Raw genomic sequence first — 26,297 nt, 5'->3', positions numbered from 1 at the left:
ACTAGTCTGGTTTTGACAGGCCAAAGTAAAAGACCCATTAGCATCATCTATTGCTCCAGAACCATCCACAACAAAATATGTACTAATATTTGCATCGCATAAACGAATGGCATCCACGCAGTCGGCTTCGGCTTGGATTTGAGAGTAATTATTTATACTATATAGTAAGCAGATTGCCACGAGTACTACTTTGTTTTTTAAAAACAAAGTACTAATCTCGCAATGACACTTATTATTATCTGAGTATTTTTTTGGTGATGATAGCTTCAATTTAATTTTTTGGTTTTTTTAATCTTCATTATCTATAATTTCAAACTTAATAAAAAAAGAACTAGTCTGTATTTTTAACTATAAAATAACAGCTTATTTGAAAATTAAAAAGCATCCTTTTCAGGATGCTTTTTTTATTATTAACACGTATTGAGATTCCTATTTAACTAAAAACCATTCCGTTTAATTTAGAAGACTAAACATTGAATGTCTTCGTTAATGCTCTTTAAAATTTTAAGAACCACACATTAAACAATCGTCGCCTTCTGCTTCTTTTGCTTGTGCGATTAAGGCTTTCATTTCTTCTTCAGACATTGGTTCTACTTCTACACTTTCCGATTTTTGCTTTGCAAATTTCTCGGCAGTTTTAGCTGCTTGTTGTTGCTTTTGTGCTACTCCATCGTTATCTACAGTATCTGCTACAACTTCTGCAACTGGTTTTGCTTTTGCTACTCTAGAAATAGTTACTTTTTTAGCATCTACTGCACTTTTAGTACGTAAATAGTACATACCTGTTTTTAAGCCACTTTTCCAAGCGTAGAAATGCATAGATGTTAATTTAGCCATGGTTGCACCTTCCATAAATAGGTTAAGTGATTGTGACTGATCGATAAAGTAACCACGTTGGCGAGACATGTCTATAATATCTTTCATAGACAGTTCCCAAACTGTTTTGTAAAGGTCTTTTATCTCTTGAGGTATATTTTCTACGCCTTGTATAGACCCATTAGCACGCATGATTTCGTTTTTTAAATCTTCGTTCCAAAGTCCTAAATCTACTAAGTCTTCTAATAAATGTTTGTTCACCACAATAAACTCTCCAGATAATACACGACGTGTATAAATGTTAGACGTATAAGGCTCAAAACACTCATTGTTTCCTAATATTTGAGATGTCGATGCTGTTGGCATTGGTGCAACTAATAACGAGTTACGTACGCCATTTTTAAGCACTTGCTTACGTAGTTTTTCCCAATCCCATCGTCCACTTAAGGTATCTTCTTGAATGTTCCATAAATTGTGTTGGAACTCTCCTCTACTAATTGGAGATCCTTCGTAGGTTTGGTATGGTCCATCTACTTTTGCTTCTTCCATACTTGCAGTTACTGCTGCATAATATAAAGTTTCAAAAATATCTTGGTTTAATTGTTTGGCTTCATCACTTGTAAAAGGTAAACGTAATTTTATAAACGTATCTGCCAAACCTTGTACGCCTAAACCAACTGGTCTGTGACGGAAATTAGAGTTTTCGGCTTCTTTTACAGGATAGTAATTTCTATCTATTACTTTATTTAAATTCTTTGTTACACGTTTTGTTATGCGGAACAATTCTTTATGGTCAAATTCTCCATTTTTAACAAACATTGGTAAGGCAATAGAGGCAAGATTACATACAGCTACTTCATCTTCTGAAGTGTATTCCATAATCTCTGTACATAAATTTGAAGAACGAATGGTTCCTAAATTTTTCTGGTTAGATTTACGGTTTGCGGCATCTTTATACAACATGTAAGGTGTTCCTGTTTCGATTTGAGATTCTGTTATCTTCTCCCAAAGTTCACGTGCTTTTATGGTCTTACGTCCTTTACCTTCAGTTTCGTATTTAGTATATAATGCATTAAACTCTTCAGAATGTACATCGCATAATCCAGGACATTCGTTAGGACACATTAATGTCCAATCGCCATCTGCTTGCACACGCTCCATAAATAAATCTGGCATCCACATGGCATAAAATAAATCGCGAGCACGTAACTCTTCTGCTCCATGATTTTTCTTTAAATCTAAGAAATGAAAAATATCTGCATGCCAAGGCTCTATGTACATTGCAAAACTTCCTTTACGTTTTCCGCCTCCTTGATCTACATAACGTGCAGTATCATTAAATACTTTTAGCATTGGTACAATACCATTACTTGTTCCGTTTGTGCCAGCAATATAACTTCCTGTAGCACGAATATTATGGATAGATAATCCTATTCCTCCTGCAGATTGAGAGATTTTTGCAGTTTGTTTTAATGTATCGTAAATACCATCTATACTATCGTCTTTCATGGTTAATAAAAAACAAGACGACATTTGTGGTTTTGGTGTGCCAGAGTTAAAAAGTGTAGGTGTTGCGTGTGTAAAGTACTTTTTAGACATTAACTCGTAAGTCTCTAAAGCGGCTTCTAAATCGTTACTGTGAATACCAATAGATACTCGCATTAACATGTGTTGCGGACGCTCAGCAATTTGTCCGTTTAATTTTAAAAGGTACGAGCGTTCTAAGGTTTTAAAGCCAAAGTAATCGTAACCAAAATCGCGATTATAGATAATTGCAGAGTCTAATTGCTCTTTATTATCCATAATTACATTGTACACCTCATCACTTAAAAGAGGTGCTTTTTTACCTGTACGTGGATTTACATACGTATATAAATCCGTCATCACTTCGCTAAAGGTCTTTTTTGTGTTTTTGTGTAAGTTAGAGACTGAAATACGAGCTGCTAAACGTGCATAATCTGGATGTGCAGTCGTCATTGTTGCTGCTTGCTCTGCTGCCAAATTATCCAATTCGCTTGTAGTTACTCCATCGTACAATCCATCAATTACTCGCATTGCGACTTTAATTGGATCTACAAGTTCATTTAGTCCATAACATAATTTACGCACTCTAGCTGTAATTTTGTCGAACATTATTGGCTCTTTCCTACCATCTCTTTTTAATACAAACATACTTTACACAGTGTTTTTAATTTTCTGAAGTCACCACTTACAGAAAAGGATTAATTAATTATCTATTATCAGTAATTAACTGATTAATAGCGAGTTATTTATTTTTAATTATTAAAATTGGGTAATACGTTTTTATCTGAAACACCAAAGTGTTACTGAAAAACATAAAATCAATTAAAATACTATTGTTTTTGTTTTGTTATTTGATTCTAGAAATCGTCTGAACCAAAATCATATTTATTTGTTTCTTCTTCTTTGTTTAAAACACCAGCTTTTTGGTATTCTGAAACGCGTTTTTCGAAGAAGTTTGTTTTTCCTTGAAGCGAAATCATATCCATAAAATCAAATGGATTTGCTGTTCCGTATTCTTTTTCACAACCTAAATCTTGTAGTAAACCATCGGTTACAAATTCAAGATATTGCGACATTAATTTAGAGTTCATACCAATTAAACTTGCAGGAAGAGACTCTGTAATAAATTCTCTTTCAATATTTAAGGCATCTACAATAATTTCTCTTATACGTTCTTTTGGCACTTTATTTACTAAATGATGCTCGTGTAAGTGTACTGCAAAATCACAGTGCATTCCTTCATCACGAGAAATCAACTCGTTAGAGAATGTTAAACCTGGCATTAAGCCACGTTTTTTTAACCAGAAAATAGAGCAAAATGATCCTGAAAAGAAAATACCTTCTACTGCTGCAAAGGCTATAAGTCGCTCTGCAAAGCTTGGAGATTCTATCCATTTTAGAGCCCAGTCTGCTTTCTTTTTAATTGCAGGAAAGGTTTCGATAGCATTAAATAATTGTGCTTTTTCTTTTTCGTCTTTAACGTAAGTATCTATTAAAAGCGAATAGGTTTCACTATGTATATTTTCCATCATAATTTGGAAACCATAGAAAAATTTAGCTTCGGTATATTGTACTTCGTTCACAAAGTTTTCTGCTAGGTTTTCGTTTACAATACCATCACTTGCTGCAAAAAAGGCTAAGACGTGCTTAATAAAGTAACGTTCATCGTCATTTAATTTTTGAGTCCAGTCCGTAAGATCTTGGTGTAAATCAATTTCTTCTGCTGTCCACATACTTGCTTCAGACTTTTTATACCATTCCCATAAATCGTGATGTTGGATTGGGAAAATTACAAATCTATCTTTGTTTTCTTGTAAAATTGGTTCGATTGCCTGAGACATATTGTTGTGGTTTTTATTGTAATATTTAAACGAAAATTTCCTTACTCTTGGGACTAACAAAGATTGAAATAAATCTAGGATTTTTAAAGGTGCTTTGGTGTAAATCTTTCCAAAGTTTTTAACATTGATTGTTGAAATGTAAACCTACAAGCGGATTTTATTGAGGTTGTTGCATGTTCAATTTTTTAGAAAATTTTTCTATTTTTTTGTTGTCGGATAATCCTGCATTACAACCTAAACTATTTTCCTACACAAAGTAAAAAAACAAAAAAAGTGAGCGTATTAATACGCTCACTTTAATTTAAAATAACTAAACTTCATCTAATGAAAATGAAATTACTAAAACAAGCTTCCCTGTTTTAAAAATTGATTAATAGCTAAACCTAATATAAGTGACTCCCTAGATCACAATGGTTTATATTTTTAAATTTAAAAAAAAACCTTTAGTAATTTTAAAAAAATGTATGCTTGGTAGTAATTTATGTATAATTGGTTATGCTAAATATTACTTTAAAAAAAACGGCAAACCTATCTAATCACACACAAAAACGAACCACACATACATATTTACTATTAATTAATAAATAATAATTTTATCTTTAAGTCTAAATTTTTAATTATGCTTACAGCAGTAATTGTAGATGACGAGCCTAAAGCCATACAAGGTTTAAGTTGGGAACTTTCTAATTTTAGTGATGCCATAGAAATTGTAAACACCTTTTCTAGTCCAGAGCTTGCCTTGGAGTATTTGCATAAAAATAAACCAGACTGTTTGTTTTTAGATATACAAATGCCAACTATGGATGGGTTTCAGTTTTTAGAAAAATTAAATACCGATACTATAGGTGTAATTATAACAACTGCTTACGATGAGTATGCAATAAAAGCATTAAAAAATGAAGCTATAGATTACTTATTAAAACCTGTAGATTCCGACGATTTAGAACTAGCAATTACCAAATTAAAAAAGCATCAAAAACGAGTGCTTAGTGCAGATAAAATTGAAGATATTTTAGTAAACTTTACCTCTAACAATAACAGTAAAAAAATAACTATTAATACCGAAGGTAAACTGTTATTTTTAAATATAGACGATATTATTTTTGCTGAATCTGATGGGAACTACAGCACCTTATTTTTAGAAAACCAACAAAAAATTGTGGTGACTAAAAAACTAAAAGAAATCTGCCAGTTATTACCAGATACAAGTTTTTTTAGAATTCATAATTCTTATGTAATTAATTTAAGAAAAATTAAAGAATTTTTAAAAAGCGATGGTTATGTTATTATGGAATCTAACCATAAAATACCTGTTGCCAGACAACGTAAATCCGATTTTTTAGAAAAACTATAATTTTTTTATGATTACACTTCTCGCTAAAATAGCAAACTACAAATTAATAGTAATATTCGTTGCTATACTGCTTTGTTATACTGCAAATGCTCAAAAAACTCAAGACGATTTTGTGGTTTTTGCAGACAGTCTAATTGAAGTTGGACATAAAAATTATACAGATATAGATTATGCTATCTATAAAAAAAAGTACGACACGCTCAAAATGCGTGTTTTTGAAGCGAAAAGCATACAAGCAAACTATCCTGAAGGTGAAGCCTATGCCAATATTGTACTAGGAAATCAATATAGAAATAAATCCCTTTTTAAACAATCGGCTGCACTTTTAAATAAAGCATTAGAAATTTCTAAAGTCAACAATCTTGTGGAGTTTGAAGTGGTAAGTTTAAATATGCTTGGTGTTATAAATCGCAGGCAAGATAATATTAGAGCTGCATTAAATTACCATCATGAAGCGTTAACTCTTGCAGAATCTCAACCTAAACTCACTAAAAGTTTACAAAAAAGTATTGCTGTTTGCCACAATAGTATGGGTAATATTTATTTAAGTATTAAACAATATGATTTGGCTTTAGATGAATTTAAAAAATCGCTAACCATAGAGCAGAAAGCAAATAACAAACTAGGATTAGCTATTAATTACCATAATATTGGGATTATTTATGAGGCTGAAGATAAACTTGACAAGGCTTTAGAAAATTACAAAATCTCGTTAGAATACAACGAGTCTATAAACTCAGACGTTGGTAGAGTAATTTGTAAAAATAGTATTGGTGCCATTTACCTTAAGCAAAATAAGCCTAAAGAAGCTTTAGATATAATACAACCTACCATTGAGTTAGCAGAGAAAATTCAGGATCAATTTTATATCTCTTCTGCCTACCTTACTTTAGGATCTGCATTAAATGCTTTAGGCAAACTAGACAGCGCAAAATTAAATTTAGAAAAAGGGTTGGCTGTTGCCGAAAGCTATAATTTTAAATCTGGTATTGCCTCTGCTAAGTTTGAATTATCAGATATTAACCAAAAACTAGGCAACATAAATTTGGCTTTAAACCAGTTTAAAGAAGCTGTAAACTTAAGTGAAACCATTACAAACGAAAAAACTGCACAATATGTTAATACGCTAAGGTTTCAATATGAAGCCGAAAAAAAGAATAGTCAAATCCAGGCTTTAGCTAGTGAAAATGAAATTGTAAAGCTAAAACTTAAAGAAAATAAAAAAACATGGCTTTTTGCCTTACTCGGTTTTTTACTTTTTGTAGGTATTGTGTTTGCTTATAGCCGACAACGCCAACTTAAAAACGAGAAGAAAATTTTAACCTTGGAGCAGGATATGTTGCGCAGTCAAATGAATCCGCATTTTATTTTTAACTCTTTAAATTCTATTAAGCTTTATATTATTAATAATGAAAAGGAAAATGCTGTGTATTATTTGAATAAATTTTCGAAGCTAATTCGTAAAATTCTTGTAGCTTCAACAGAAAAAGATATTTCTTTAGCCGAAGAAATTGAAACTATGAATTTATATATGAATATTGAAAATATTCGTTTTTCTAACGAGATAAATTATACCACGCAAATTTCAGACTCCATTCAATTAGACACTATTAAAGTGCCTTCTTTAATACTTCAACCTTTTTTAGAAAACGCATTGTGGCATGGTTTATCCTCTAAAAAAGGGAATAAAAACATTGTACTTAATGTAGAAGACTCTAAAGAAAACTATATTACAATTACCATAACAGATAATGGGATTGGTCGCAAAGCCAGTGCTGCTATAAAAGACAAAAAGTTACTTAAACGCAAATCGGTTGGGATAGATTTAACCAAAGAACGTTTAACTAACTTTTATAAGGGTTCTGATGCTATGTTTTCTATTATTATTGAAGATTTATACGATAGTGATGAGGTGCCAATAGGTACTAAAGTGGTATTAAACATCCCAATTGTGTCGTCTAAAAATTTAAGATCAGCTTAATAGTTTTACTAATGGTATATTTCTAAATCTATCATTTCGTGCTCATCTTTATCCCAAGTTGCATTCATTTTTAATAGGTCGCAATAGCTATAATTTCTATTAATTTTCTGGCTATTATTATCTTTATCCCAAATGCCAGCCCAATATTTTTTACCATTTACTTTATAGACTTCAATGTCTGTGAGGTTATAACCGTCACGTTTCATCTTTTTATGTAAATCTCCAAAAGCATTATTGGACAATGCGATTGCAAATTTCCCTGTTTGTCCTTTAACCCAAACTCCAGACCATTTTGTTATATTATTTACTGTATGCACTTCAAAATCTATAAGTTTATAGCCAGATTTAGATAGTTTTTTAATTTTCTTTGCAAAATCTGTAGCATTATAATTTCTAAATAGTGCATATCTCCCAGAGCCATTAACAAACAAACCATCCCATTTTCGTTTACCATTTACCAAATAGGTTTCTATATCTATTAAACGGAATCCTTTATTAGACATTTCCTTCCATTTTGTATTAAACTCTTTTGTACTGTAAGACCTCCACATTGCGCTTTTTGTTGCTCCTTTTTTAAATATTCCAGACCATTTTCGTTTGTTATCGTCTCTGTAAGTTTCAATATCTTCACAATGGTAGCCAATACTTGTTAGCTTTTGCCACTCTTTATAAAAGGCCTCTTTTGTATAACCATGTCTTATTATAGCATCGTTAACATTTTTTCTCCATACTGCTGCAGTTTTTAAATCATTACAGTCGCTTTTAGCGCATTTAGCATTTACAGCTTCTGGATATGGCGTGCAACTTAATCCAATAGCTTCTACTATACTTTCGAAAAACCGAGTTCTTGAAGTGTGACCAGTATTGCTCATTATTATAATACCATCTCTAGTTATAGGATTATAAAACATTGTGTTTTTTAGATTTTTATGCGAACCTCCATGACCTCTCCACCTTACACCACATATAGTCGTACTTCGCATCCCGAAATCATAGCCTCCATTACCAGAAAGCCCTGTGTATAATGCATCTGTGTTTTCTAAAAGTTCTTCGTTAATTAAGCCTTGCATAAATCTAGTAGCATCTTCTATATTAGAGATCCAGCCACCAGCAGGTAAAACCCACATTTTACTATCGTCTGCAATTCTTGCAACATCGCCTTTGCAGTTTTTATTGTATCCAAACCAATCGTTATTAGACACTCTTAAGCTTGATAATCCTAATGGATTTTTTATAGTATTATTTACCCAATTTTGGTACCCATTTGGTGTATTTTCGTGGATTGCAGCTCCTAATAAATTATAGGCAAAAGAGGAGTATAAAAATTTTGTTCCTGGAGTAAAATCTAATGGTGCGGATTTAAAAACTTTTACAGACTGTTGTGGATTCCAAATTGTTTTGAATTTATCTCTGTAACTAACTTTAGTATATCTATATTTTGTATTACCAGTTCCACTACCATATTGTTGTATTCCACTCCTGTGGCTTAATAAGTGGTCTATTGTTATTTTAGAATTACTTGGCCAATAGTTTACGTAATCGCTAACCTTTGTGTTGCGTTCCATATCTCCATTTTCTATAAGTTGAAATGCAGCAACTGCTGTTAATACTTTTGAAATGGAAGCCCAACGCATTGGTGTTTTGGTAGTAATTGGACTATTTTTTTCTCTATTAGAATATCCATACCCTTTTAGATGTGTTATTTCTCCATTTTGAACAATACCAACAGCAACACCTACTAAATCTTGTTTAATCATTTGTTCTCGTACAGCGTTATCTACTGCTGTAATAAAAGGGTTTTGAGCAGAACTTTCTATTGCTTTCTCTTTTGTTGAAAAAGACATCACAACACAAACTATTAGTGTTAAAACTAAAAACCTCTGTGTTTTACTATAGTTTAAAGTACTCATAGTTTTATTGTTTTAGATTGTTAAACTTCATCGCTTCAACATACGTCCACATTTCGTCTGCATCAATATTATTAGCGTTAATATTTACTGCAAACCTGTTATTGTATAAAAATTCCATTTTTAGTCGCGTTCCAGATTTTGGATATGTGGTGTAGCGCTCTTTTATAGTAATATCACCTCTTTTATATATTTTTTCGTAGCTGTTTTCGGTTTCTTTATCCAGGCTCATATTCTCTATCATTTTATACATGTAAACAGCAGCAGCTCCACCTCCTGCACCATCAATGATTTCGACTTTAAATTGTTTTTGTATGTTTTCGGCACTTTTATATTGTAAGTTTATAGTACTAAAATTAACCATACCATTGTTCCCTAAAGTATAGGACGTACGTTTTAAATCTTTAAGTTGGTCTGGCATCCAAGCCTTTAAAACTTCTTTTGTAATGGGTTCTTTATCTACTAATTTCTGTACTTCTTTTTGAGCATCTTGGACATTGCTTATAACTTTTGAAGCATTTTTGGCATTATTTACGGTTTCTTCTATTTTAGAAAATGTAGAATTTTCTTTTTTACAAGCAAATAAAGTAACTAATAGAAGTGTGAGGAGAATTGATTTTTTCATTGTTTTCTTGTTTTAAATAAATACATATACTCTTTATGTTATTTATTTAAACAAGGTTAACATGGCAATACGATTTCTAGTAAATAGAAATTATTTTTTTAGTTTTTGAGCTGTTTTTTCTAATTCGGCATACCAATCTTCACCAAATTTTCTAATTAAAGCTTCTTTTACAAATTTGTAAACAGGCACTTGGAGTTCTTTACCTAAGCTACAGGCATCGTCGCAAATTTCCCACTGGTCGTAATTCACAGCAGAGAATTCTGTATAATCTTTAACTCTAATAGGATATAAGTGGCAAGACACTGGTTTTTTCCATTGTATTTCGCCTTGGTTGTAGGCTTCTTCTATACCACAAAGTGCTGTTTTTTTATCGTCAAAAATAACATACGCACAATCGGCTCCATTAATTAAAGGTGTTTCTAATTCGCCATCTGGAGTAGTAATATAAGTGCCTTGAGCTTCAATAGCTTTTATGCCTTCGCTACGCAAAAAGGGTTTTATTTTTGGATAAATGTCTTTTAGTATTTGTGCTTCGGCTTCATCTAAAGGCGCTCCAGCATCTCCATCTATACAACATGCACCTTTGCATGCCGACAAATTACAAACAAAATCGTTTTCTATAATAGACTCTGAAACTATTGTTTTACCTAATTGAAACATTTTTTACTGCACCTAATGATTAGTGCAAAGGTAAATGATAATTATAAAAATCACTGACTTTAATTACACATAAACTTTACATTAATTTAATGCGATATATTGCTAATATGCCGTACTTTTGCAAAAAATTTAGCGAAATGACATTGGATTTTAATTTCAAACAAATACTTACAGCCTTCATGGTGCTTTTTGCAGTAATTGATATTGTAGGTAACATCCCAATAATTATAGACTTACGTAAAAAAGCAGGTCACATACAAAGTGAAAAAGCATCAATAATTGCAGGAATTATTATGGTTGTTTTTTTATTTTTAGGTCAACGTATTCTTGGATTTATTGGCGTAGATGTTAACTCATTTGCTGTTGCAGGTGCTTTTATATTGTTTTTTATTGCTCTAGAAATGATTTTGGGTATAACACTTTATAAAGAAGACGATACAAACCCTCTAACCGCTTCTGTGTTTCCATTAGCATTTCCATTAATTGCAGGACCAGGAAGTTTAACAACTTTACTATCTTTAAGAGCAGAATTTGATTTAGAAAATATAATAGTTGCTGTTTTTTTAAACGTAATTGTTATATATATTGTACTTAAAACCTCTAAAAGAATTGAGCGTTTAATTGGACAGAACGGAATTAACATAATCCGAAAAGTCTTTGGTGTAATTTTATTAGCAATTGCAGTAAAATTATTTGCTCACAACTTTAAATTGCTTTTAGCATAAATTTTTTATTATGAAACTACTCACATACGTATTATCAGTTATTGCCATAGGTTTAATAATTTTTAATATTACTAAATTAAATACTTCCACTTTATTTGAAGGTGAAAGTTTAGTGGCAATAATTACTATTTTTGCAGCATTATGTGCGATTTTAATGCTTCAAATTTTAAGAATTTCTAAAAAAATTGAAAAACACTCTAAAAAATAAAAATACTTTAGACTGCCTAATTATTGGTGGTGGAGCAGCTGGTCTTTCCTGTGCTTTGGTAATGGGTTCTGGATTAAAAAAACCTTTTGCCGAAGGAAAAAAAGTGGCTATAATTACACATCAAAAAACGTCTCATTTACAAAATGCCTTGTTTAATAATGTGCTTGGATTACAACCTGGCACCTTAGGAAAAGACCTACTAGAGGATGGGAAAGTGCAATTAGAACATTTGTATCCTGAAGTTTCTCAAATTGACAATGAAAAAGTAAAAACTATTACTCAAACTAATGTAGGTTTTGAGGTTACTACAAACAAAAATACTTATACTTCTAAAATTGTTGTTGTTGCTGTTGGCTATACTAACTTAATGACTATTAAAGGATTAGAAACTTATATTAAACCACACCCAAGAGCTGCAATAGAAAAAGACCGAATTTGGTTAGAAAACGAAGACCATTTAATAGAAAACGGATTGTATGTTGCAGGCACTTTAGCAGGTTGGCGTAGTCAATTTGCCATAGCTTCAGGAAGTGGAGCACATGTTGCTACAGATATTTTAACTTTGTGGAATAACGGAAAACAAACTAAAATTCACGATAAAGTTTAATTGTTATTTTTAAACAATTCCAACTCAATAACCTCATCAATCATAACATCTTTTTGGTTTAGCACCTCTTGGTAAGCGCCTTCGCCAAACAACTGCTCTGCTAGTGTTGCTTTGATGTAATGTTTAACCTCTTCGCTATATGCCACAAAAGTGACTGTTCTAGGACTTGTACGTAGATTAATAAAATCTTGAAATGCGATAACAACATCATCACTAACCTCAAAATTGGCTATAAAATCGTCTCTATTATAATCTTTGTAAATACTTCGGTCTAGCTCTAACTGCTCAAAAACAAAATTATTAATATAGCCTCTGCGTTGCAAATAGGTAATAGTTTCGTTTTGCATTCCAGAATCTAGTGGCACAAATACATCTGGAACAATACCTCCTCCTCCATACACAATTTTTCCTTTTGGAGTTGTAAATTTAAGAGAGTCTGCAATTTCAATTTTTTCGGCATCTTCTAACTCACCACTATAAAAACGTTTGTAATAATCGTGGTAATAATCTTCATTTCCCTTATCGTAGGAGCGTTGTATAGAGCGTCCTGTTGGCGTGTAATAACGAGACACAGTTAATCGTACAGCACTACCATCTCCTAATTGCATTTCGCGTTGTACTAACCCTTTTCCGTAAGAGCGTCTTCCTACAATGGTTCCTTTATCGTTGTCTTGTAAAGCACCTGCAATAATTTCACTAGCTGAGGCAGAATTTTCGTCTATAAGTACATATACTTCGCCTTTTTCGAAAATACCTCGTTTTGTAGCATAGCTTTTTTCGGTTTCTCCGCTTTTATTTTTTGTAAATAAAATGAGTTTATCATCTTCTAAAAATTCATCTACAATTTGCTCTGCAATACCTAAAAAACCACCTGGATTATCTCTTAAATCTAGTGCAATTGAAGTTGCACCTTGTTTTTTGAGTGCTTTTAATTCTTTTATAAATTCTTTATAGGTAGATTCTGCAAAACGGTTAATTTTTATGTAGCCTAAATTTTCGGTTAACATATAGGAAACATCAACACTTTTTATAGGAATAACATCTCGAGTAACCGTAAATTCTAAGAGTTCTGGTTCTCCTTTACGATACACTTCTAAAATAATATCTGTGTCTTTAGGTCCTTTAAGTTTGTCTAAAATATTGGTATCGTCCTCATAATCTTTTCCAAAAAGCGAATCGCCATTTGCTGTAATAATTCGGTCTCCTCCTTTTATTCCTGCTCTTGCGCTTGGTCCATGAGCGATTGGTCTAATTACAGTAATAGTATCGTTATAGGTATAGAAACTAATACCAATACCAACAAAATCACCTTTCATACTTTCGGTAACAGATTGGAGCTTGTCCTTTGGAATGTATGTAGAATGTGGATCTAAATTTTTAAGGATTCCGTTTACTGTAACATCAACGATGCTATCGGTATTTACATCATCTACGTATTCGTAATCTATATAATCGATTAAACGATTTAGCTTTTCTTTTTTGCTATTTGCAGTAAATAAACGATCGGATTTATCAGAAAAATTTAAGTTCCCTCCAATAAATATCCCAGCTGCTATAGCTGCTCCAATTATAAGAGGTAAAAATTTTCTAATATTTTTCATTTATGCTTTAAGGTCTTCAATTAATTCTAATTCTATACCTGCTTTTTTTAAAAATTGTAATCCAGAATCGTCTTTATAACCTTCGTGGTAAACAACTCTTACAATTCCTGCTTGGTGTATTAATTTACTACATTGTTGGCAAGGTGATAGAGTAATATACAATGTTGCACCTTTACAAGATTGAGTTGAAGCTGCTACTTTTAGAATGGCATTCGCTTCGGCATGTAATACATACCATTTGGTATAGCCATCTTCGTCTTCGCAATAATTCTCAAATCCTGTTGGTGTACCATTATAACCATCGGAAATAATCATTCTATCTTTAACGATAAGTGCACCTACTTTTTTGCGTTTACAATGAGACAATTCTCCCCATTCTTTGGCTATTCTTAAATAAGCTTTATCGTATCTTAATTGTTTTTTTTCGGACATTTAATGATTGTTAATTTGCAACAAAACATTAGTAATATATTACATTACAATATAACGAAGATAATTGGTTACTATTTTAATAACTAAGTAAGTTTAGAAAATTTTGGGAAAACTTTAATGTTTTTCTATAAAAAGTCGCTATTTAAAAGCATTGGTACTGTTAATCCTACCACAATTGCAGATATGACCATGACCCAATCTCTTTTAGAAAATCTAAACACAATTTGAGTAACATAACCTAAAAATAAAACTATAAATACAATTATTATTTGAGCTAACTCAATACCTAAAGCGAACTCCAAAAGTAGAACTAATTTATTATTGGATTTACCTACCATCATACTAAACTGTCTGGCAAAACCCAAACCATGGATAAGTCCAAAAAACAAAGTACTAAAAAATAATAATCCTATTTTTTGTTTTTGAGCGCTTTTTCCTGCTGTAAAAATATTGAAAATAGCAACGAATAATATAGTAACAGGAATAAGAAACTCTATTAAACTGCCAGATATTTTAACCACACCATAAGCTGCTAATACAAGCGACAATGTGTGACCAACGGTAAATGTAGTGACTAAAAGCAAAACACGTTTCCAATCCTTAAAAAGGTAAGGTATGGTTAATACCATTAAAAATAAAACATGATCGTAAGCATTAATGTCTAAAACGTGATTAATACCATATTTAACGTTAAACCAAAAATTTTCGAGCATAGTATTTGTTGTTTGGGAAGTCAAATATAAATAAAAAACCTTAACATTATTGTTAAGGTTTTTTATGCTTATTAATTTAGTATGCTAAATTTTATTAATAACTGAAAACTATAATTTACGCCCAGAATTTTTCAATTTCCTCTAAGGATTTTCCTTTAGTTTCTGGTATAAATTTATAGGTTATAAATACTATGGTTAGTATAAAACCTATAATAAATCCAACAGGTTCAAAGACGTACTTTAATCCACAAAACCCTTATCGAATAGAAATGGTAATTAAAGGTGGCTTATATTTATGTCACAATTCGTATTGTGCTAGCTACAGGATATCTGCACTTATGTCCACAAGTAAAGACTCAGGATCGAACCACTTAGGATTTAGAACAGTTGCCACTGTAGATATGCTTTCTAATTAGTAAACTAGAAATTAGAAATAAAACAAAAAACCACAAATAATTAAAATTTAATAATTTGTGGTTTAAACATGTACTCAAGGTGGGAATCGAACCCACACTCCCGAAAGAACTGGATTTTGAATCCAGCGCGTCTACCAATTCCGCCACTTGAGCTTTTTAAGAAGCACAAAAATAAATTTATTTTAATTAAATCCCTTAAAAACAGCATCTAAAATGCATCATAAATGAAAAAAAATCATAAATTTGCACCTCGTTTAAAAAAATACGATTTAATACGTTAAAAAATAACAAGTTAACCATGTACAGTACCAACACCGAAGCTAAAATTTTTTCATGTAAACAAAGTGAGGTTTTAGCACAAAATATTGCTAACGCTTACGGTACTCATTTAGGCAATGTTATTACATCAACTTATAGTGATGGTGAATTTCAACCATCGTACGAAGAGTCTATTCGTGGCACACGTATATTTATTATTGGCTCCACTAATCCTGGACCAGAAAATTTAATGGAGATGTTGTTAATGATTGATGCTGCTAAACGAGCATCTGCAAGACACATAACAGCAGTAATGCCTTATTTTGGTTGGGCTAGACAAGATCGAAAAGACAAACCTAGAGTCCCAATTGCAGCTAAATTAGTTGCAAAAATGCTAGAAGCAGCAGGAGCAACTAGGATTATTACAATGGATTTACATGCTGATCAAATACAAGGTTTTTTTGAAAAACCAGTAGATCATTTATTTGCCTCTACAGTGTTTTTACCATATTTAAAAAGCTTAAATTTAGATAATTTAACCATTGCTTCTCCAGATATGGGAGGATCTAAACGAGCTTACGCCTATTCTAAAGCCTTAGAAAGTGATGTTGTAATTTGTTACAAGCAACGCGCAAAAGCCAATGTGATATCGCATATGGAATTAATTGGAGATGTTACTGGTAAAAATGTTGTTTTAGTAGATGATATGGTGGATACTGCAGGAACATTAACCAAAGCTGCAGATTTAATGATGGAGCGTGGTGCATTAAGTGTTAGAGCTATTTGCACACATCCTATTTTATCTGGAAACGCTTACGAGAAAATAGAAAAATCGAAATTAGAAGAGTTAATAGTTACAGATTCAATTCCCCTAAGCCAAGAAAGTAAAAAAATAAGAGTAATTACTTGTGCTAATTTATTTGCAGAAGTAATGCAAAATGTACATTATAACAAATCTATAAGTTCAAAATTTTTAATGTAATAAACTTAAACAATCAGTAAACAATTAAATTAATATAAATAACAATTATGAAATCAATTACAATTAACGGATCTCAAAGAGAAAGCGTGGGCAAAAAAGCAACAAAAGCCTTACGTAATGCTGGTCAGGTTCCTTGCGTATTATACGGAGGAGACAACTCAGTGCATTTCTCTGCACCAGAATTAGCTTTCTCAAAATTAGTATATACGCCAAATGCACACACAGTTGTGATTGAGCTAGATAATGGTACTAAATTTGACGCTGTTTTACAAGATATACAATTTCACCCAGTAACAGATAGAATTTTACATGTAGATTTCTATCAATTATTTGAGGATAAAGAAATTGCACTAGATATTCCTGTAAAACTATCAGGTAATTCTAAAGGTGTTAAAAATGGTGGTGTATTAAGAAGAAATAATAGAAAATTACGTGTTAAAGCGCTTCCTGTAAACTTACCAGATTTTATAGAAATAGATATTACGCCTTTAAAAATTGGTGATAAAGTTTATGTAAGAGAATTAGAAAGTGAAAAATACAGTTTCTTACATGCAGACACGACTGTAGTATGTCAGATTAAAACATCTAGAACTGCTATTGCAGATGAAGAAGATGAAGAAGAAGCTGAAGGAGCTGAAGCTGTTCCAGCAACTGAAACAGAAGATGTTGCAGCTGTTAAAGAATAGATATTACTCTAATTAACAACAAAGAAAGCATTTTGATTTATTCAAAATGCTTTTTTATTTTTACAAAAAACAAAACTTCTATGTGTCGTTTTTTTAAAACCCTTTTTAAAAAGAAAGAACAACAAGATCCTATGAAAAAATTTTTAATAGTTGGTCTAGGTAATATAGGTGAAAAATATGCCAATACAAGACATAATATTGGGTTTAAAATTCTTGATCATTTTGCTAAAAAAGAAGCACTTACTTTCCAAACTCAAAAACTCGGAGACATTGCAACCTATAAGCTAAAAGGAAGAACATTTATTTTTCTTAAACCAAATACCTATATGAATTTAAGTGGAAAGGCAATAGTATATTGGCTAAACAAAGAAAAAATTCCTCTAGAAAACCTGTTAATAATTACCGATGACTTAAACTTACCTTTTGGAAGTATCCGTATAAAAACTAAAGGTAGTAATGGTGGACATAATGGTTTAAAAGATACGCAGAACAAACTTAACACCACAAAATACAATAGATTTAGATTTGGTATTAGCGATGCTTTTAGCAAAGGGAGACAAGTGGATTATGTCCTTGGTGAATGGACTGAAGAAGAAAACAGTAAACTCCCAGAACGATTAGACCAATCCTTGAAAATTATAAAGTCTTTTGGAACTGCAGGTATATCGAATACCATGAATGACTTTAATGGAAAATAAAGTTTGAATATTATTTACAAGCACCAATTTATATATAAATTTTAAACCATACAAAACCTGTAGTTTAATTTTTTAAAGTCGCAAAATATTAACTTATAAATCTTTTGTTAAACACTCACCTAAATCAATAAACTTAGATACAGTTTCTTAATTAAGCAAATTTGGGATAAAAATAAATATTATTACTCAAGAGCGTACTAATTTAAATTACAATACAAATAAAGTATTACATTTTATATAAATATATTATGTTTTAATAATATTGTTACTTTATAATTATAACACTTTAATCATTTTTTTAAAAGTTAAAAACCCAAAATTCTCTAAATATCAAACTATTTTTATTATTTTTAACAAATTTTTTTACATTATTATATTATTAAATCCATTTAAAAATATGAAAAAAACTACTTTTAAGCACGTATTATTTTTAATACTATGCTTACCTATGTTACTTATAGGTCAAGAAAAAACAACATCGCAAAGCGCAAGGTGTTTTACCGATGTTTATAACGCTCAATTATTAGAAAGCAATCCCAACATGATGGGTAGTGAAGCTTTTAGAGTAAATCTTCAAAAACAAATTGAAAAACAAAGAAGCCAATCAGGAAACAAGATGGTTGTTATTACAATTCCATTAGTTGTTCATGTATTACATAATGGAGAACCTCTAGGAACAGGTGCTAACATTACAGATGCTCAAGTAATCTCTCAAGTAACAGTTTTAAATCAAGACTTTAGACGCTTAGTTGGCACGCCAGGTTATGTTGACAATGGGTTAGGAGTGGATACTGAAATTGAGTTTGTAATGGCACAACGTACTCCAGATGGTTGTCCAACAAATGGAATAAACAGAGTTAATATTTGCCAAGATGGTACAAACAGTGCTGATGTTGATTTTTGGAAAACTCAAACATTTTGGGATCCTGCTAATTACATGAATATGTGGTCTTCAAAATATGTTGGAGATTTAGGAGGTATTTTAGGATTTGCACAATTCCCTGGAGGTCCTGCAAATACCGATGGTGTAAGTGCTGGACATACGTTTTTTGGTAGTTCAGATTTTAACGATGGAACTTTTAACACTTCACCACCTTACGATAAGGGAAGAACAATGACACATGAGGTTGGTCATTACTTAGGCCTATTTCATACTTTCCAAGGTGGCTGTAATGGAGGTGATCAGGTTGATGATACACCAGCTATAGCAGGACCAAATTATGGTTGTGCTACTGGAGCAGACTCTTGTACTTCACCAGGATTAGATATGGTTGAAAACTATATGGACTATTCAGACGATACATGTATGAATGCTTATACAGCAGGCCAAAAAGCTAGAATGCAAAGTGTACTAGCTACTGCTGTTAATAGATCTACGCTTGGCGCTTCAAATGGAGCTACACCTTTAGCTTCGGTTACAAACGATGCAGAACTTAGTATAGAATGTTTAACTGTAGCAGATTGTGCTCCAGAATTAAATGCAAATTTAAAAATTGTAAACTGGGGAACTTCTACTTTAACAGCGGCAACAATTAATTATGATATAGATGGCGCAAACGCTACGACTTATGATTGGTCTGGCTCTCTTGCTTATGGAGAATATGCAGAGATAGCTTTACCAGTAATAGCAACTGCAGGAGGTTCGCAAACTTTAAATGCATCTATAGCTAACACAAATGGTGCTGCAGATATGAGAGCTTGTAATAATGTAGATAGTAAGGATTTTACTTCTGCTAGCTCTTTCTCAATGACTACTCAAGTTCATTTAACACTTACAACAGATGACTATTGTGAAGAAACCTCTTGGGAGTTTAAAAATAGTAGTGGAGTAGTTTTGTATTCTGGTGGACCTTACACACAAAATGTTGATGATAACACAACCTTTAACGAATCCTTTGATGTGGATGGAGAAGAGTGTTACACATTTACTATTTCAGATGCATTTGGTGATGGAATTTGCTGTGCTTATGGCAATGGAAGTTATGAGTTAAGAACTGATGACGACACATTAATTAATTCTGGAGCTCAGTTTGGAGAATTTGAAGACACAAATATTTCAACTGCAACATTAAGTGTTAACGATTATTTTGTAGGGAACTTAAGCATTTATCCTAATCCTACAACAGATGTACTAAATATAAGTTTAGCTAATTCTAACGATTTACCAGATACTTACAAAGTATATAATATGTTAGGACAATTAGTAACTCAAAATAGCATTAAGTCTGCTCAAGATTTAACAATAGACGCAACGTCGTTTAGCAATGGTATGTATTTTATTAAAATAACTAAAGACTCAAATACAGTCTCTTTACCATTTATAAAAAAATAATTAACAACTATTTAATACTTAAAAAAGAGGATTGAAGTTTTTTCAATCCTCTTTTTTTTACATTTGTTTTTTAAATAATTGGCTAATTGGAAAACCTTAAAAAAAAATATACTTCACCAAGCATACTTACCATTGGTACTTTCGATGGTGTGCATATTGGACATCAAAAAATAATTAAGCGACTTATTGAAGTAGGGAAATCTAAAAATTTAACTGCTACAGTGCTTACTTTTTTCCCTCATCCAAGAATGGTTTTGCAAAAAGACGCTAATATTAAATTAATAAATACTATTGAAGAAAAGGCTGAAATACTAAAACGTTTAGGCTTAGACAACTTAGTAGTTAAAAAATTCACCAAAGAATTCTCAAGATTAACTGCTGAAGAATTTGTGAGTAATATACTAGTTGAAGATTTAAATGCGAAATATATAATTGTTGGATACGACCACCATTTTGGAAGAAATAGAACAGCTAACATTAACGATTTAAGACACTTTGGTATTGTAAATGATTTTGAAGTTGAAGAAATCTCCGCTCAAGATATTAATAATGTCGCTGTAAGCTCTACGAAAATTCGTGAAGCTTTAAACCAAGGCGATATTAACACAGCTAACACCTATTTAGGCTATAACTTTATGCTTAATGGTACTGTAGTTAAAGGAAAAGGGATTGGTAAAACAATTAATTTTCCTACAGCAAATTTAAGCATCTTAGAAACTTACAAATTAATTCCAAAACAAGGTGTTTATGCTGTAAAATCAAACTATAATAATAAAACAATCTATGGTATGATGAATATTGGTAACAATCCTACTGTAAACGGAAACAAAGAAACTATAGAAATTCATTTTTTTGATTTCAACCAAGACATTTACAACCAGTGTTTTACAATAGAATTATTAAGTCGCGTTAGAGACGAAGTAAAATTTGAGTCTTTAGACCATTTGAAAACGCAACTAGAAAAAGATAAAAACCATTGTCTTAATTTTTTTAAATCTTTAAATGATTAATAACCTTCTTTTTAAGCATATAGATAATAGTGCGCTAATTGTATTTCGTGTTATTTTTGGGTTGCTGTGCTTTTTAGAATCTGTTGGAGCTATTTTTACTGGTTGGATTAAACGCACTCTTATTGATCCAGAATTTACATTTAATTTTATAGGACTTGACTTTTTACAACCTCTACCTGGCAATTGGATGTATGTGTATTATGCCATAATGGGATTTTTTGGACTGCTTATTATGGTGGGTTATAAGTACAGACTAAGCATGCTTACTTTTACAATTATGTGGTCTGCAACCTATTTTATGCAAAAAGCGTCCTATAACAATCACTACTACTTATTAATACTTTTAAGTGCTATAATGGTGATTTTACCTGCACACAAATATGCTTCAATAGATGCAAAATTAAATCCTAGCATCTCTTCTATTTCAATGCCAAATTGGTGTCGTTTGGTATTTATTTTACAACTTTTTATACTTTATACCTATGCTTCAATTGCAAAAATGTATCCTGATTGGATAGATTTAACAGTCCCAGAATTATTAATGAAAGGCAAAATTAACTATCCAATTATTGGTGGAGTACTTCAGTATAAATTTATGCATTATTTAATTGCTTATGGAGGTATTTTGTTCGATGGTTTAATCATTCCGTTGTTACTTTTTAAACCTACTAGAAAGTATGCGTTTTTTGCTTCAATATTCTTTCATTTATTTAATTCTATAGTATTTCAAGTTGGTGTATTCCCTTATTTATCCTTAGCTTTTTGTGTGTTCTTTTTTGAACCTGAAAAAATTAGAAGTATATTTTTAAAAAGAAAACCATTATACACAAAAAAAGAAATCTTAATTCCCAATTACAAGCCTGTATTGCTTACCATTGGCACCCTTTATTTTATAATACAAATTGCGTTGCCTTTGCGACACTATTTTATAAAAGACAATGTGTTATGGACCGAAGAAGGTCATAGACTCTCATGGCGAATGATGTTAAGAAGCAAATCTGGCAGCACAACCTATAAACTTGTAAACCATACCAAAGGCACGACTAAAGCGGTAAATCTTAACGACTATCTCTCTAAAAAGCAAGTGCGTCTTGCCTCTGTAAAACCAGATGTGATGTGGCAATTCTCACAACGCTTAAAACAAAAATACGCGAAACAAGGAGATTCTATTTCAGTGTTTATAAATGCAAAAATTAGTGTTAATGGTAAGCCTTATAAACAACTAACAAATCCTAAAATTGATATTGCTAATACAACTTGGGAGCCTTTTAAACACAGTAATTGGTTACTGCCTTCAAAATAGTGCTATTTATTGTTATAGCTTATAAAATCTTACTACTTTTGCGCTTTACTTTATGCTTCTGTTTTTAATGATTAGTTTAAAACTGAAAGCATTTCAATTTAAAAACTATGTTACAAGTACCATTTATTAGAGAGAACAAAGAGTTAGTAATTAACCGTTTAGCAAAGCGAAATTTTGATGCTAAGCAAATAATTGAAGAGGTTATTAATTTAGACGAAACGCGTAAAAGCATTCAAACAAAATTAGATAATACACTTGCTGAATCTAATGCTATCTCTAAAGAAATTGCTGCACTTTATAAGTCTGGTCAAGCAGAAAAAGCAAATAGTTTAAAACAAAAAACTTCGGATTTAAAAGAAGCCTCTAAAACTTTAGCAGAGCAATTAAGCACTACGGAAGAGGATCTAATTAATTTATTATACAAAATCCCAAACGTACCACATGAGAGTGTTCCTGCAGGAAATAGCGAAGCAGACAATGAAGAGATTTTTAAAGAAGGAACCATACCTACTTTACATAACAAGGCGTTACCTCATTGGGAACTTGCTAAAAAATACGACATTATAGATTTTGAGCTTGGTAATAAAATTACTGGAGCTGGTTTCCCTGTTTATAAAGGTAAAGGTGCACGATTACAACGTGCTTTAATTGCTTATTTTTTGGATAAAAACACCAAAGCAGGCTACACAGAGTACCAATTACCACTTTTAGTAAACGAAGCCTCTTGTTACGGCACAGGACAATTACCAGACAAAGAAGGCCAAATGTACCATGATTCTCGCGACGATTTATATTTAATTCCTACAGCAGAAGTTCCTGGAACAAATGTTTTTAGAGATGTTATTTTAAACGAGAGCGAATTACCAAAGAGCATAACTGGTTATACACCATGTTTTAGACGCGAGGCTGGTAGCTATGGCGCACACGTTAGAGGTTTAAATAGGTTGCACCAATTTGATAAAGTAGAAATTATTAGAGTAGAACATCCTGACAACTCATACAACGCCTTTAATGGTATGATTGAGCATGTAAAAGATATTTTAAGAGAACTAAATTTACCATATAGAATACTAAGACTTTGTGGTGGAGATACAGGTTTCCCATCTGCAATGACTTACGATTTCGAGGTGTTTTCTACTGCGCAAGACCGTTGGTTAGAAATCTCTAGTGTATCTAATTTCGAAACTTACCAAGCCAATCGCTTAAAACTTCGCTTTAAAAATAGCGAAGGCAAAAACGAATTGGCGCACACTTTAAATGGTAGTGCTTTAGCTTTACCTCGCGTTCTTGCTGGTATTTTAGAAAATTACCAAACCGAAGCTGGTATTAAAATCCCAGAAGTTTTAGTGCCTTATACTGGTTTTGACAGTATTAATTAGCAGTAAGTTTTAGCAGTTAAACGCTCAATCAACTCGTTAAAGTGTTAAAATATCCGTTTATTAGCGTTTTTTTGCTCTATTTATTTTGTTATTTCATTTTTTATTTGCAAGTTGCAGTACCAAGTTTACTATAACCTATAACTTATGAAAAATATTAAACGTCTTTTCTTACTTATTACACTTATAATTGTAACCATTACAGTGTTATCTTCAGATTTTGATTTATCGTTAGATAATGGAATGTTTGGTACAGAAATTGTAAATAATTAAACATAAAATTAATACTAAAAATCCCCAATCAAGTATTTGAATCATCTATGTTGTAATTATAATATATAATGATTAATAGCACATCTATTTAGATTGGTAATGCCTGATTAATTTCAGGCATTTTTTTATACTTTTAGTTGCAATATCTAGTCATTACATTTGTTATATTTACACAAAGTTATTTTATGCGTTATTTTTTATTACTTATTGTCTCTTTTTTTTCGCTCACTATTAGTGCTCAAAATGAGCTATTAGCAGGCGAATACTTTAAAAAAGGAGAATTTGAAAAAGCACGCATAGGCTACGAAAAACTATATAAAAAAAGTCCAAAAAACAGGACTATTCTCTACCAACTTATTAAAACAGAACAACAATTAGAGCTGTACAATGATGCCGAATTACTAATTATTGAAGCCTTAAATAAAACCAATTACGAACCCTTATTAGTAGAGTTAGGCTATAATTACCAACTAAAAAAAGATACAATAAACGCTAAAATAAATTACCTTAAAGCCATGTCAACCATAGACATCAATCCCAATAATGCTTATGGTATTGGTCGTGCTTTTGAGCAACACTCCCTTTTAGACTACGCTATAAAAAGCTATAAAAAAGCAATGGAATTAAAGCCTTCTTTAGATTTTAATTCTCAATTAGCGCGTATTTATGGCGAGCAAGGTGACGTTGAGAAAATGTTTAATAGTTACATTGGACTTTCCGAAAGAAACGAAACATATCTCAACTCTGTTAAAAGAGCATTCAGTGAGTTTATAAGTGAAGACAGCAATAATGAAAATAATATTTTATTGCGAAAAATTCTTCTAAAAAAAATACAAAAAGAGCCAAATGTACAGTGGAATAAAATGTTAAGCTGGCTTTTTATACAACAAAAAGATTACCACAAAGCATTCATCCAAGAGAAAGCAATTTATAAACGTGAATTAGAAAATTTAGATCGCATTAATGAGTTAGCATTTATTGCCATAAATGATGATAAAAAAGATATAGCAAAATCTATTTTTGAATATTTAGTCAATAATACTCAAGATATCGATGCGAAGCTCAAAGCGCATCATCACTTATTAAAACTAGAAACAGATTTAGCTGATAAAAAAGACTATAAAACTATCCAAAAGCACTATTTAGAGTTGTTTGATTCTTATGGAAAATTCTCAAAAACGCTAGACCTTCAAATTGCTTATGCACATTTTTTAGCCTTTAATTTAGAAAATTACACAGAAGCAACTCAAATATTAAAAACCGCTTTAGATCTTAAATTAACAGTGTTTCAAAAAGCAAGAGTAAAGCTAGAGTTAGGCGATGTGCTAGTGCTTCAAGAAAAATACAACGAAGCATTAATTTATTACACTCAAATCCAACGAAGACTTAAAAACAGTACGTTATCACAAGAAGCACGATTTAAAGTTGCAAAAACCAGTTACTATAAAGGCGATTTTAAATGGGCAGAATCTCAATTAAAAATCTTAAAATCTTCAACATCACAACTAACAGCTAATGATGCTTTAGATCTTAAACTTTTAATAGCAGACAATAAAGAAGGAGACTCACTACAAACAGCTTTAAAATTATATGCAAAGGCAGATCTGCTAGACTTTCAAAACAAAAAAGACGAAGCAATTAAAACGCTAAACACCATTCTCAACGACCATAAAACCGAAACTATAGTCGCACAAGCATTACTAAAACAAGCCTTGCTTTTTACAGAAAAAAAAGAATTTACTAAAGCCGCAGACAATTACCTTAAGCTAATTACAGACTATAAAGAGAGTATATTGGTGGACGATGCATTATTCTTTTTAGCCACTATTTACGAGCAAGAATTAGTAAAACCAGAAGCGGCAAAAAAACTATACGAGCAAATTATTTTTGAGCATAAAGACAGTATTTATTTTGTAGATGCCAGAAAACGATTTAGAGCATTACGAGGCGACAGTTTAAATTAAAAAAA

At 31.6% G+C, this 26,297-nt stretch carries 24 protein-coding genes and 1 tRNA gene; 15 read left to right on the top strand and 10 right to left on the bottom strand.

The window, feature by feature from the left end:
• From ACVC5O_RS01800 to ACVC5O_RS01790, 3 genes are all read right to left on the bottom strand, one after another.
• On the bottom strand, nt 1-180 hold a 180-nt coding region (locus tag ACVC5O_RS01800; protein ID WP_452219751.1), incomplete at its 3' end, for a hypothetical protein.
• A 324-nt stretch (nt 181-504) separates the two neighbouring features.
• The gene (locus tag ACVC5O_RS01795; RefSeq protein WP_452219750.1) at nt 505-2,988 is read right to left on the bottom strand and encodes a ribonucleoside-diphosphate reductase subunit alpha; all 2,484 of its coding nucleotides are present in this window, start codon (nt 2,986-2,988) and stop codon (nt 505-507) included.
• A gap of 209 nt (nt 2,989-3,197) precedes the next feature.
• Entirely contained in the window at nt 3,198-4,181 is a 984-nt protein-coding gene (locus tag ACVC5O_RS01790) for a ribonucleotide-diphosphate reductase subunit beta (protein WP_452219749.1), read from the bottom strand.
• Nucleotides 4,182-4,800: 619 nt separating this feature from the next.
• Between ACVC5O_RS01790 and ACVC5O_RS01785 the strand changes: the two genes are divergently transcribed.
• Both ACVC5O_RS01785 and ACVC5O_RS01780 read left to right on the top strand, forming a co-directional pair.
• Nucleotides 4,801-5,535, top strand: a complete 735-nt coding sequence (locus ACVC5O_RS01785) for a LytR/AlgR family response regulator transcription factor (protein WP_452219748.1) — start codon at nt 4,801-4,803, stop codon at nt 5,533-5,535.
• A gap of 7 nt (nt 5,536-5,542) precedes the next feature.
• Complete coding sequence (locus tag ACVC5O_RS01780) at nt 5,543-7,516, top strand: tetratricopeptide repeat-containing sensor histidine kinase (RefSeq protein WP_452219747.1); 1,974 nt, start codon at nt 5,543-5,545, stop codon at nt 7,514-7,516.
• 8 nt (nt 7,517-7,524) lie between these two features.
• On the opposite strand, the gene ACVC5O_RS01775 is transcribed toward ACVC5O_RS01780, so the two are convergent.
• The 3 genes from ACVC5O_RS01775 to ACVC5O_RS01765 all read right to left on the bottom strand — a co-directional run bounded on the left by ACVC5O_RS01775 (nt 7,525) and on the right by ACVC5O_RS01765 (nt 10,708).
• Nucleotides 7,525-9,426 (bottom strand): serine hydrolase, encoded by a 1,902-nt coding sequence (locus tag ACVC5O_RS01775; RefSeq protein WP_452219746.1) that lies wholly within the window; start codon nt 9,424-9,426, stop codon nt 7,525-7,527.
• A 4-nt stretch (nt 9,427-9,430) separates the two neighbouring features.
• Nucleotides 9,431-10,048, bottom strand: a complete 618-nt coding sequence (locus tag ACVC5O_RS01770) for a hypothetical protein (RefSeq protein WP_452219745.1) — start codon at nt 10,046-10,048, stop codon at nt 9,431-9,433.
• A gap of 90 nt (nt 10,049-10,138) precedes the next feature.
• A complete protein-coding gene (locus ACVC5O_RS01765; protein ID WP_452219744.1) occupies nt 10,139-10,708 on the bottom strand; it encodes a DUF3109 family protein in 570 nt (189 codons plus the stop codon).
• 143 nt (nt 10,709-10,851) lie between these two features.
• Here ACVC5O_RS01765 and ACVC5O_RS01760 point away from each other — a divergent pair, with 143 nt between their 5' ends.
• Genes ACVC5O_RS01760 through ACVC5O_RS01750 form a run of 3 tightly spaced genes read left to right on the top strand, consistent with a single transcriptional unit; the run spans nt 10,852 to nt 12,248 of the window.
• The gene (locus ACVC5O_RS01760; RefSeq protein ID WP_452219753.1) at nt 10,852-11,433 is read left to right on the top strand and encodes a MarC family protein; all 582 of its coding nucleotides are present in this window, start codon (nt 10,852-10,854) and stop codon (nt 11,431-11,433) included.
• A 10-nt stretch (nt 11,434-11,443) separates the two neighbouring features.
• Nucleotides 11,444-11,641 (top strand): hypothetical protein, encoded by a 198-nt coding sequence (locus ACVC5O_RS01755; RefSeq protein ID WP_452219743.1) that lies wholly within the window; start codon nt 11,444-11,446, stop codon nt 11,639-11,641.
• Nucleotides 11,619-12,248 carry an FAD-dependent oxidoreductase gene (locus ACVC5O_RS01750; protein ID WP_452219742.1) on the top strand — a complete coding sequence of 210 codons (630 nt, stop codon included), beginning with the start codon at nt 11,619-11,621 and terminating at the stop codon, nt 12,246-12,248. Before ACVC5O_RS01755 ends, ACVC5O_RS01750 begins: the two co-directional genes overlap by 23 nt.
• Here ACVC5O_RS01750 and ACVC5O_RS01745 read toward each other — a convergent pair.
• From ACVC5O_RS01745 to ACVC5O_RS01735, 3 genes are all read right to left on the bottom strand, one after another.
• The gene (locus tag ACVC5O_RS01745; RefSeq protein WP_452219741.1) at nt 12,245-13,849 is read right to left on the bottom strand and encodes a S41 family peptidase; all 1,605 of its coding nucleotides are present in this window, start codon (nt 13,847-13,849) and stop codon (nt 12,245-12,247) included. The genes ACVC5O_RS01750 and ACVC5O_RS01745 overlap by 4 nt on opposite strands.
• A complete protein-coding gene (locus ACVC5O_RS01740; protein WP_452219740.1) occupies nt 13,850-14,281 on the bottom strand; it encodes a deoxycytidylate deaminase in 432 nt (143 codons plus the stop codon).
• Nucleotides 14,282-14,406: 125 nt separating this feature from the next.
• Entirely contained in the window at nt 14,407-14,994 is a 588-nt protein-coding gene (locus ACVC5O_RS01735; RefSeq protein ID WP_452219739.1) for a HupE/UreJ family protein, read from the bottom strand.
• A 191-nt stretch (nt 14,995-15,185) separates the two neighbouring features.
• Here ACVC5O_RS01735 and ACVC5O_RS01730 point away from each other — a divergent pair, with 191 nt between their 5' ends.
• Nucleotides 15,186-15,410, top strand: coding sequence for an SUMF1/EgtB/PvdO family nonheme iron enzyme (locus ACVC5O_RS01730; RefSeq protein ID WP_452219738.1), 225 nt, complete (start codon nt 15,186-15,188; stop codon nt 15,408-15,410).
• 71 nt (nt 15,411-15,481) lie between these two features.
• Here ACVC5O_RS01730 and ACVC5O_RS01725 read toward each other — a convergent pair.
• Nucleotides 15,482-15,563: transfer RNA gene (locus ACVC5O_RS01725), tRNA-Leu, on the bottom strand.
• Between the two features lie 145 nt (nt 15,564-15,708).
• On the opposite strand from ACVC5O_RS01725, the gene ACVC5O_RS01720 reads away from it, so the two are divergent.
• The 9 genes from ACVC5O_RS01720 to ACVC5O_RS01680 all read left to right on the top strand — a co-directional run bounded on the left by ACVC5O_RS01720 (nt 15,709) and on the right by ACVC5O_RS01680 (nt 26,292).
• Nucleotides 15,709-16,650: a ribose-phosphate pyrophosphokinase gene (locus ACVC5O_RS01720; protein WP_452219737.1), complete on the top strand. Its 942-nt coding sequence runs from the start codon at nt 15,709-15,711 to the stop codon at nt 16,648-16,650.
• A gap of 47 nt (nt 16,651-16,697) precedes the next feature.
• A complete protein-coding gene (locus ACVC5O_RS01715; protein WP_452219736.1) occupies nt 16,698-17,336 on the top strand; it encodes a 50S ribosomal protein L25/general stress protein Ctc in 639 nt (212 codons plus the stop codon).
• A gap of 80 nt (nt 17,337-17,416) precedes the next feature.
• Nucleotides 17,417-18,034 carry an aminoacyl-tRNA hydrolase gene (gene pth, locus ACVC5O_RS01710; protein ID WP_452219735.1) on the top strand — a complete coding sequence of 206 codons (618 nt, stop codon included), beginning with the start codon at nt 17,417-17,419 and terminating at the stop codon, nt 18,032-18,034.
• Nucleotides 18,035-18,431: 397 nt separating this feature from the next.
• Nucleotides 18,432-20,366: a M43 family zinc metalloprotease gene (locus ACVC5O_RS01705; RefSeq protein ID WP_452219734.1), complete on the top strand. Its 1,935-nt coding sequence runs from the start codon at nt 18,432-18,434 to the stop codon at nt 20,364-20,366.
• An 86-nt stretch (nt 20,367-20,452) separates the two neighbouring features.
• On the top strand, nt 20,453-21,376 hold the full coding sequence (locus tag ACVC5O_RS01700) for a bifunctional riboflavin kinase/FAD synthetase (RefSeq protein ID WP_452219733.1): 924 nt from the start codon (nt 20,453-20,455) through the stop codon (nt 21,374-21,376).
• A complete protein-coding gene (locus ACVC5O_RS01695) occupies nt 21,369-22,679 on the top strand; it encodes an HTTM domain-containing protein (RefSeq protein WP_452219732.1) in 1,311 nt (436 codons plus the stop codon). The genes ACVC5O_RS01700 and ACVC5O_RS01695 overlap by 8 nt, the downstream gene beginning before the upstream one ends.
• Before the next feature lie 107 nt (nt 22,680-22,786).
• Nucleotides 22,787-24,058, top strand: coding sequence for a serine--tRNA ligase (gene serS / locus ACVC5O_RS01690; protein WP_452219731.1), 1,272 nt, complete (start codon nt 22,787-22,789; stop codon nt 24,056-24,058).
• Between the two features lie 144 nt (nt 24,059-24,202).
• Nucleotides 24,203-24,328, top strand: coding sequence for a hypothetical protein (locus tag ACVC5O_RS01685; RefSeq protein WP_452219730.1), 126 nt, complete (start codon nt 24,203-24,205; stop codon nt 24,326-24,328).
• Between the two features lie 185 nt (nt 24,329-24,513).
• A complete protein-coding gene (locus ACVC5O_RS01680; RefSeq protein WP_452219729.1) occupies nt 24,514-26,292 on the top strand; it encodes a tetratricopeptide repeat protein in 1,779 nt (592 codons plus the stop codon).
• The last annotated feature ends 5 nt before the right edge of the window (nt 26,293-26,297 follow it).

This window comes from Lacinutrix salivirga, from assembly GCF_053604675.1.
The sequence above is the reverse complement of the archived record's forward strand: the minus strand, read 5'-3'. Positions and strand labels throughout refer to the sequence as shown.

What these genes read in the sequence shown, in the direction of transcription:
- ACVC5O_RS01795 (WP_452219750.1), bottom strand. Translation starts at nt 2,988, where the DNA reads ATGTTTGTATTAAAAAGAGATGGTAGGAAAGAGCCAATAATGTTCGAC.
- ACVC5O_RS01790 (WP_452219749.1), bottom strand. Translation starts at nt 4,181, where the DNA reads ATGTCTCAGGCAATCGAACCAATTTTACAAGAAAACAAAGATAGATTT.
- ACVC5O_RS01785 (WP_452219748.1), top strand. Translation starts at nt 4,801, where the DNA reads ATGCTTACAGCAGTAATTGTAGATGACGAGCCTAAAGCCATACAAGGT.
- ACVC5O_RS01780 (WP_452219747.1), top strand. Translation starts at nt 5,543, where the DNA reads ATGATTACACTTCTCGCTAAAATAGCAAACTACAAATTAATAGTAATA.
- ACVC5O_RS01775 (WP_452219746.1), bottom strand. Translation starts at nt 9,426, where the DNA reads ATGAGTACTTTAAACTATAGTAAAACACAGAGGTTTTTAGTTTTAACA.
- ACVC5O_RS01770 (WP_452219745.1), bottom strand. Translation starts at nt 10,048, where the DNA reads ATGAAAAAATCAATTCTCCTCACACTTCTATTAGTTACTTTATTTGCT.
- ACVC5O_RS01765 (WP_452219744.1), bottom strand. Translation starts at nt 10,708, where the DNA reads ATGTTTCAATTAGGTAAAACAATAGTTTCAGAGTCTATTATAGAAAAC.
- ACVC5O_RS01755 (WP_452219743.1), top strand. Translation starts at nt 11,444, where the DNA reads ATGAAACTACTCACATACGTATTATCAGTTATTGCCATAGGTTTAATA.
- ACVC5O_RS01745 (WP_452219741.1), bottom strand. Translation starts at nt 13,849, where the DNA reads ATGAAAAATATTAGAAAATTTTTACCTCTTATAATTGGAGCAGCTATA.
- ACVC5O_RS01740 (WP_452219740.1), bottom strand. Translation starts at nt 14,281, where the DNA reads ATGTCCGAAAAAAAACAATTAAGATACGATAAAGCTTATTTAAGAATA.
- ACVC5O_RS01735 (WP_452219739.1), bottom strand. Translation starts at nt 14,994, where the DNA reads ATGCTCGAAAATTTTTGGTTTAACGTTAAATATGGTATTAATCACGTT.
- ACVC5O_RS01730 (WP_452219738.1), top strand. Translation starts at nt 15,186, where the DNA reads ATGGTTAGTATAAAACCTATAATAAATCCAACAGGTTCAAAGACGTAC.
- ACVC5O_RS01720 (WP_452219737.1), top strand. Translation starts at nt 15,709, where the DNA reads ATGTACAGTACCAACACCGAAGCTAAAATTTTTTCATGTAAACAAAGT.
- ACVC5O_RS01715 (WP_452219736.1), top strand. Translation starts at nt 16,698, where the DNA reads ATGAAATCAATTACAATTAACGGATCTCAAAGAGAAAGCGTGGGCAAA.
- pth (WP_452219735.1), top strand. Translation starts at nt 17,417, where the DNA reads ATGTGTCGTTTTTTTAAAACCCTTTTTAAAAAGAAAGAACAACAAGAT.
- ACVC5O_RS01705 (WP_452219734.1), top strand. Translation starts at nt 18,432, where the DNA reads ATGAAAAAAACTACTTTTAAGCACGTATTATTTTTAATACTATGCTTA.
- ACVC5O_RS01695 (WP_452219732.1), top strand. Translation starts at nt 21,369, where the DNA reads ATGATTAATAACCTTCTTTTTAAGCATATAGATAATAGTGCGCTAATT.
- serS (WP_452219731.1), top strand. Translation starts at nt 22,787, where the DNA reads ATGTTACAAGTACCATTTATTAGAGAGAACAAAGAGTTAGTAATTAAC.
- ACVC5O_RS01685 (WP_452219730.1), top strand. Translation starts at nt 24,203, where the DNA reads ATGAAAAATATTAAACGTCTTTTCTTACTTATTACACTTATAATTGTA.
- ACVC5O_RS01680 (WP_452219729.1), top strand. Translation starts at nt 24,514, where the DNA reads ATGCGTTATTTTTTATTACTTATTGTCTCTTTTTTTTCGCTCACTATT.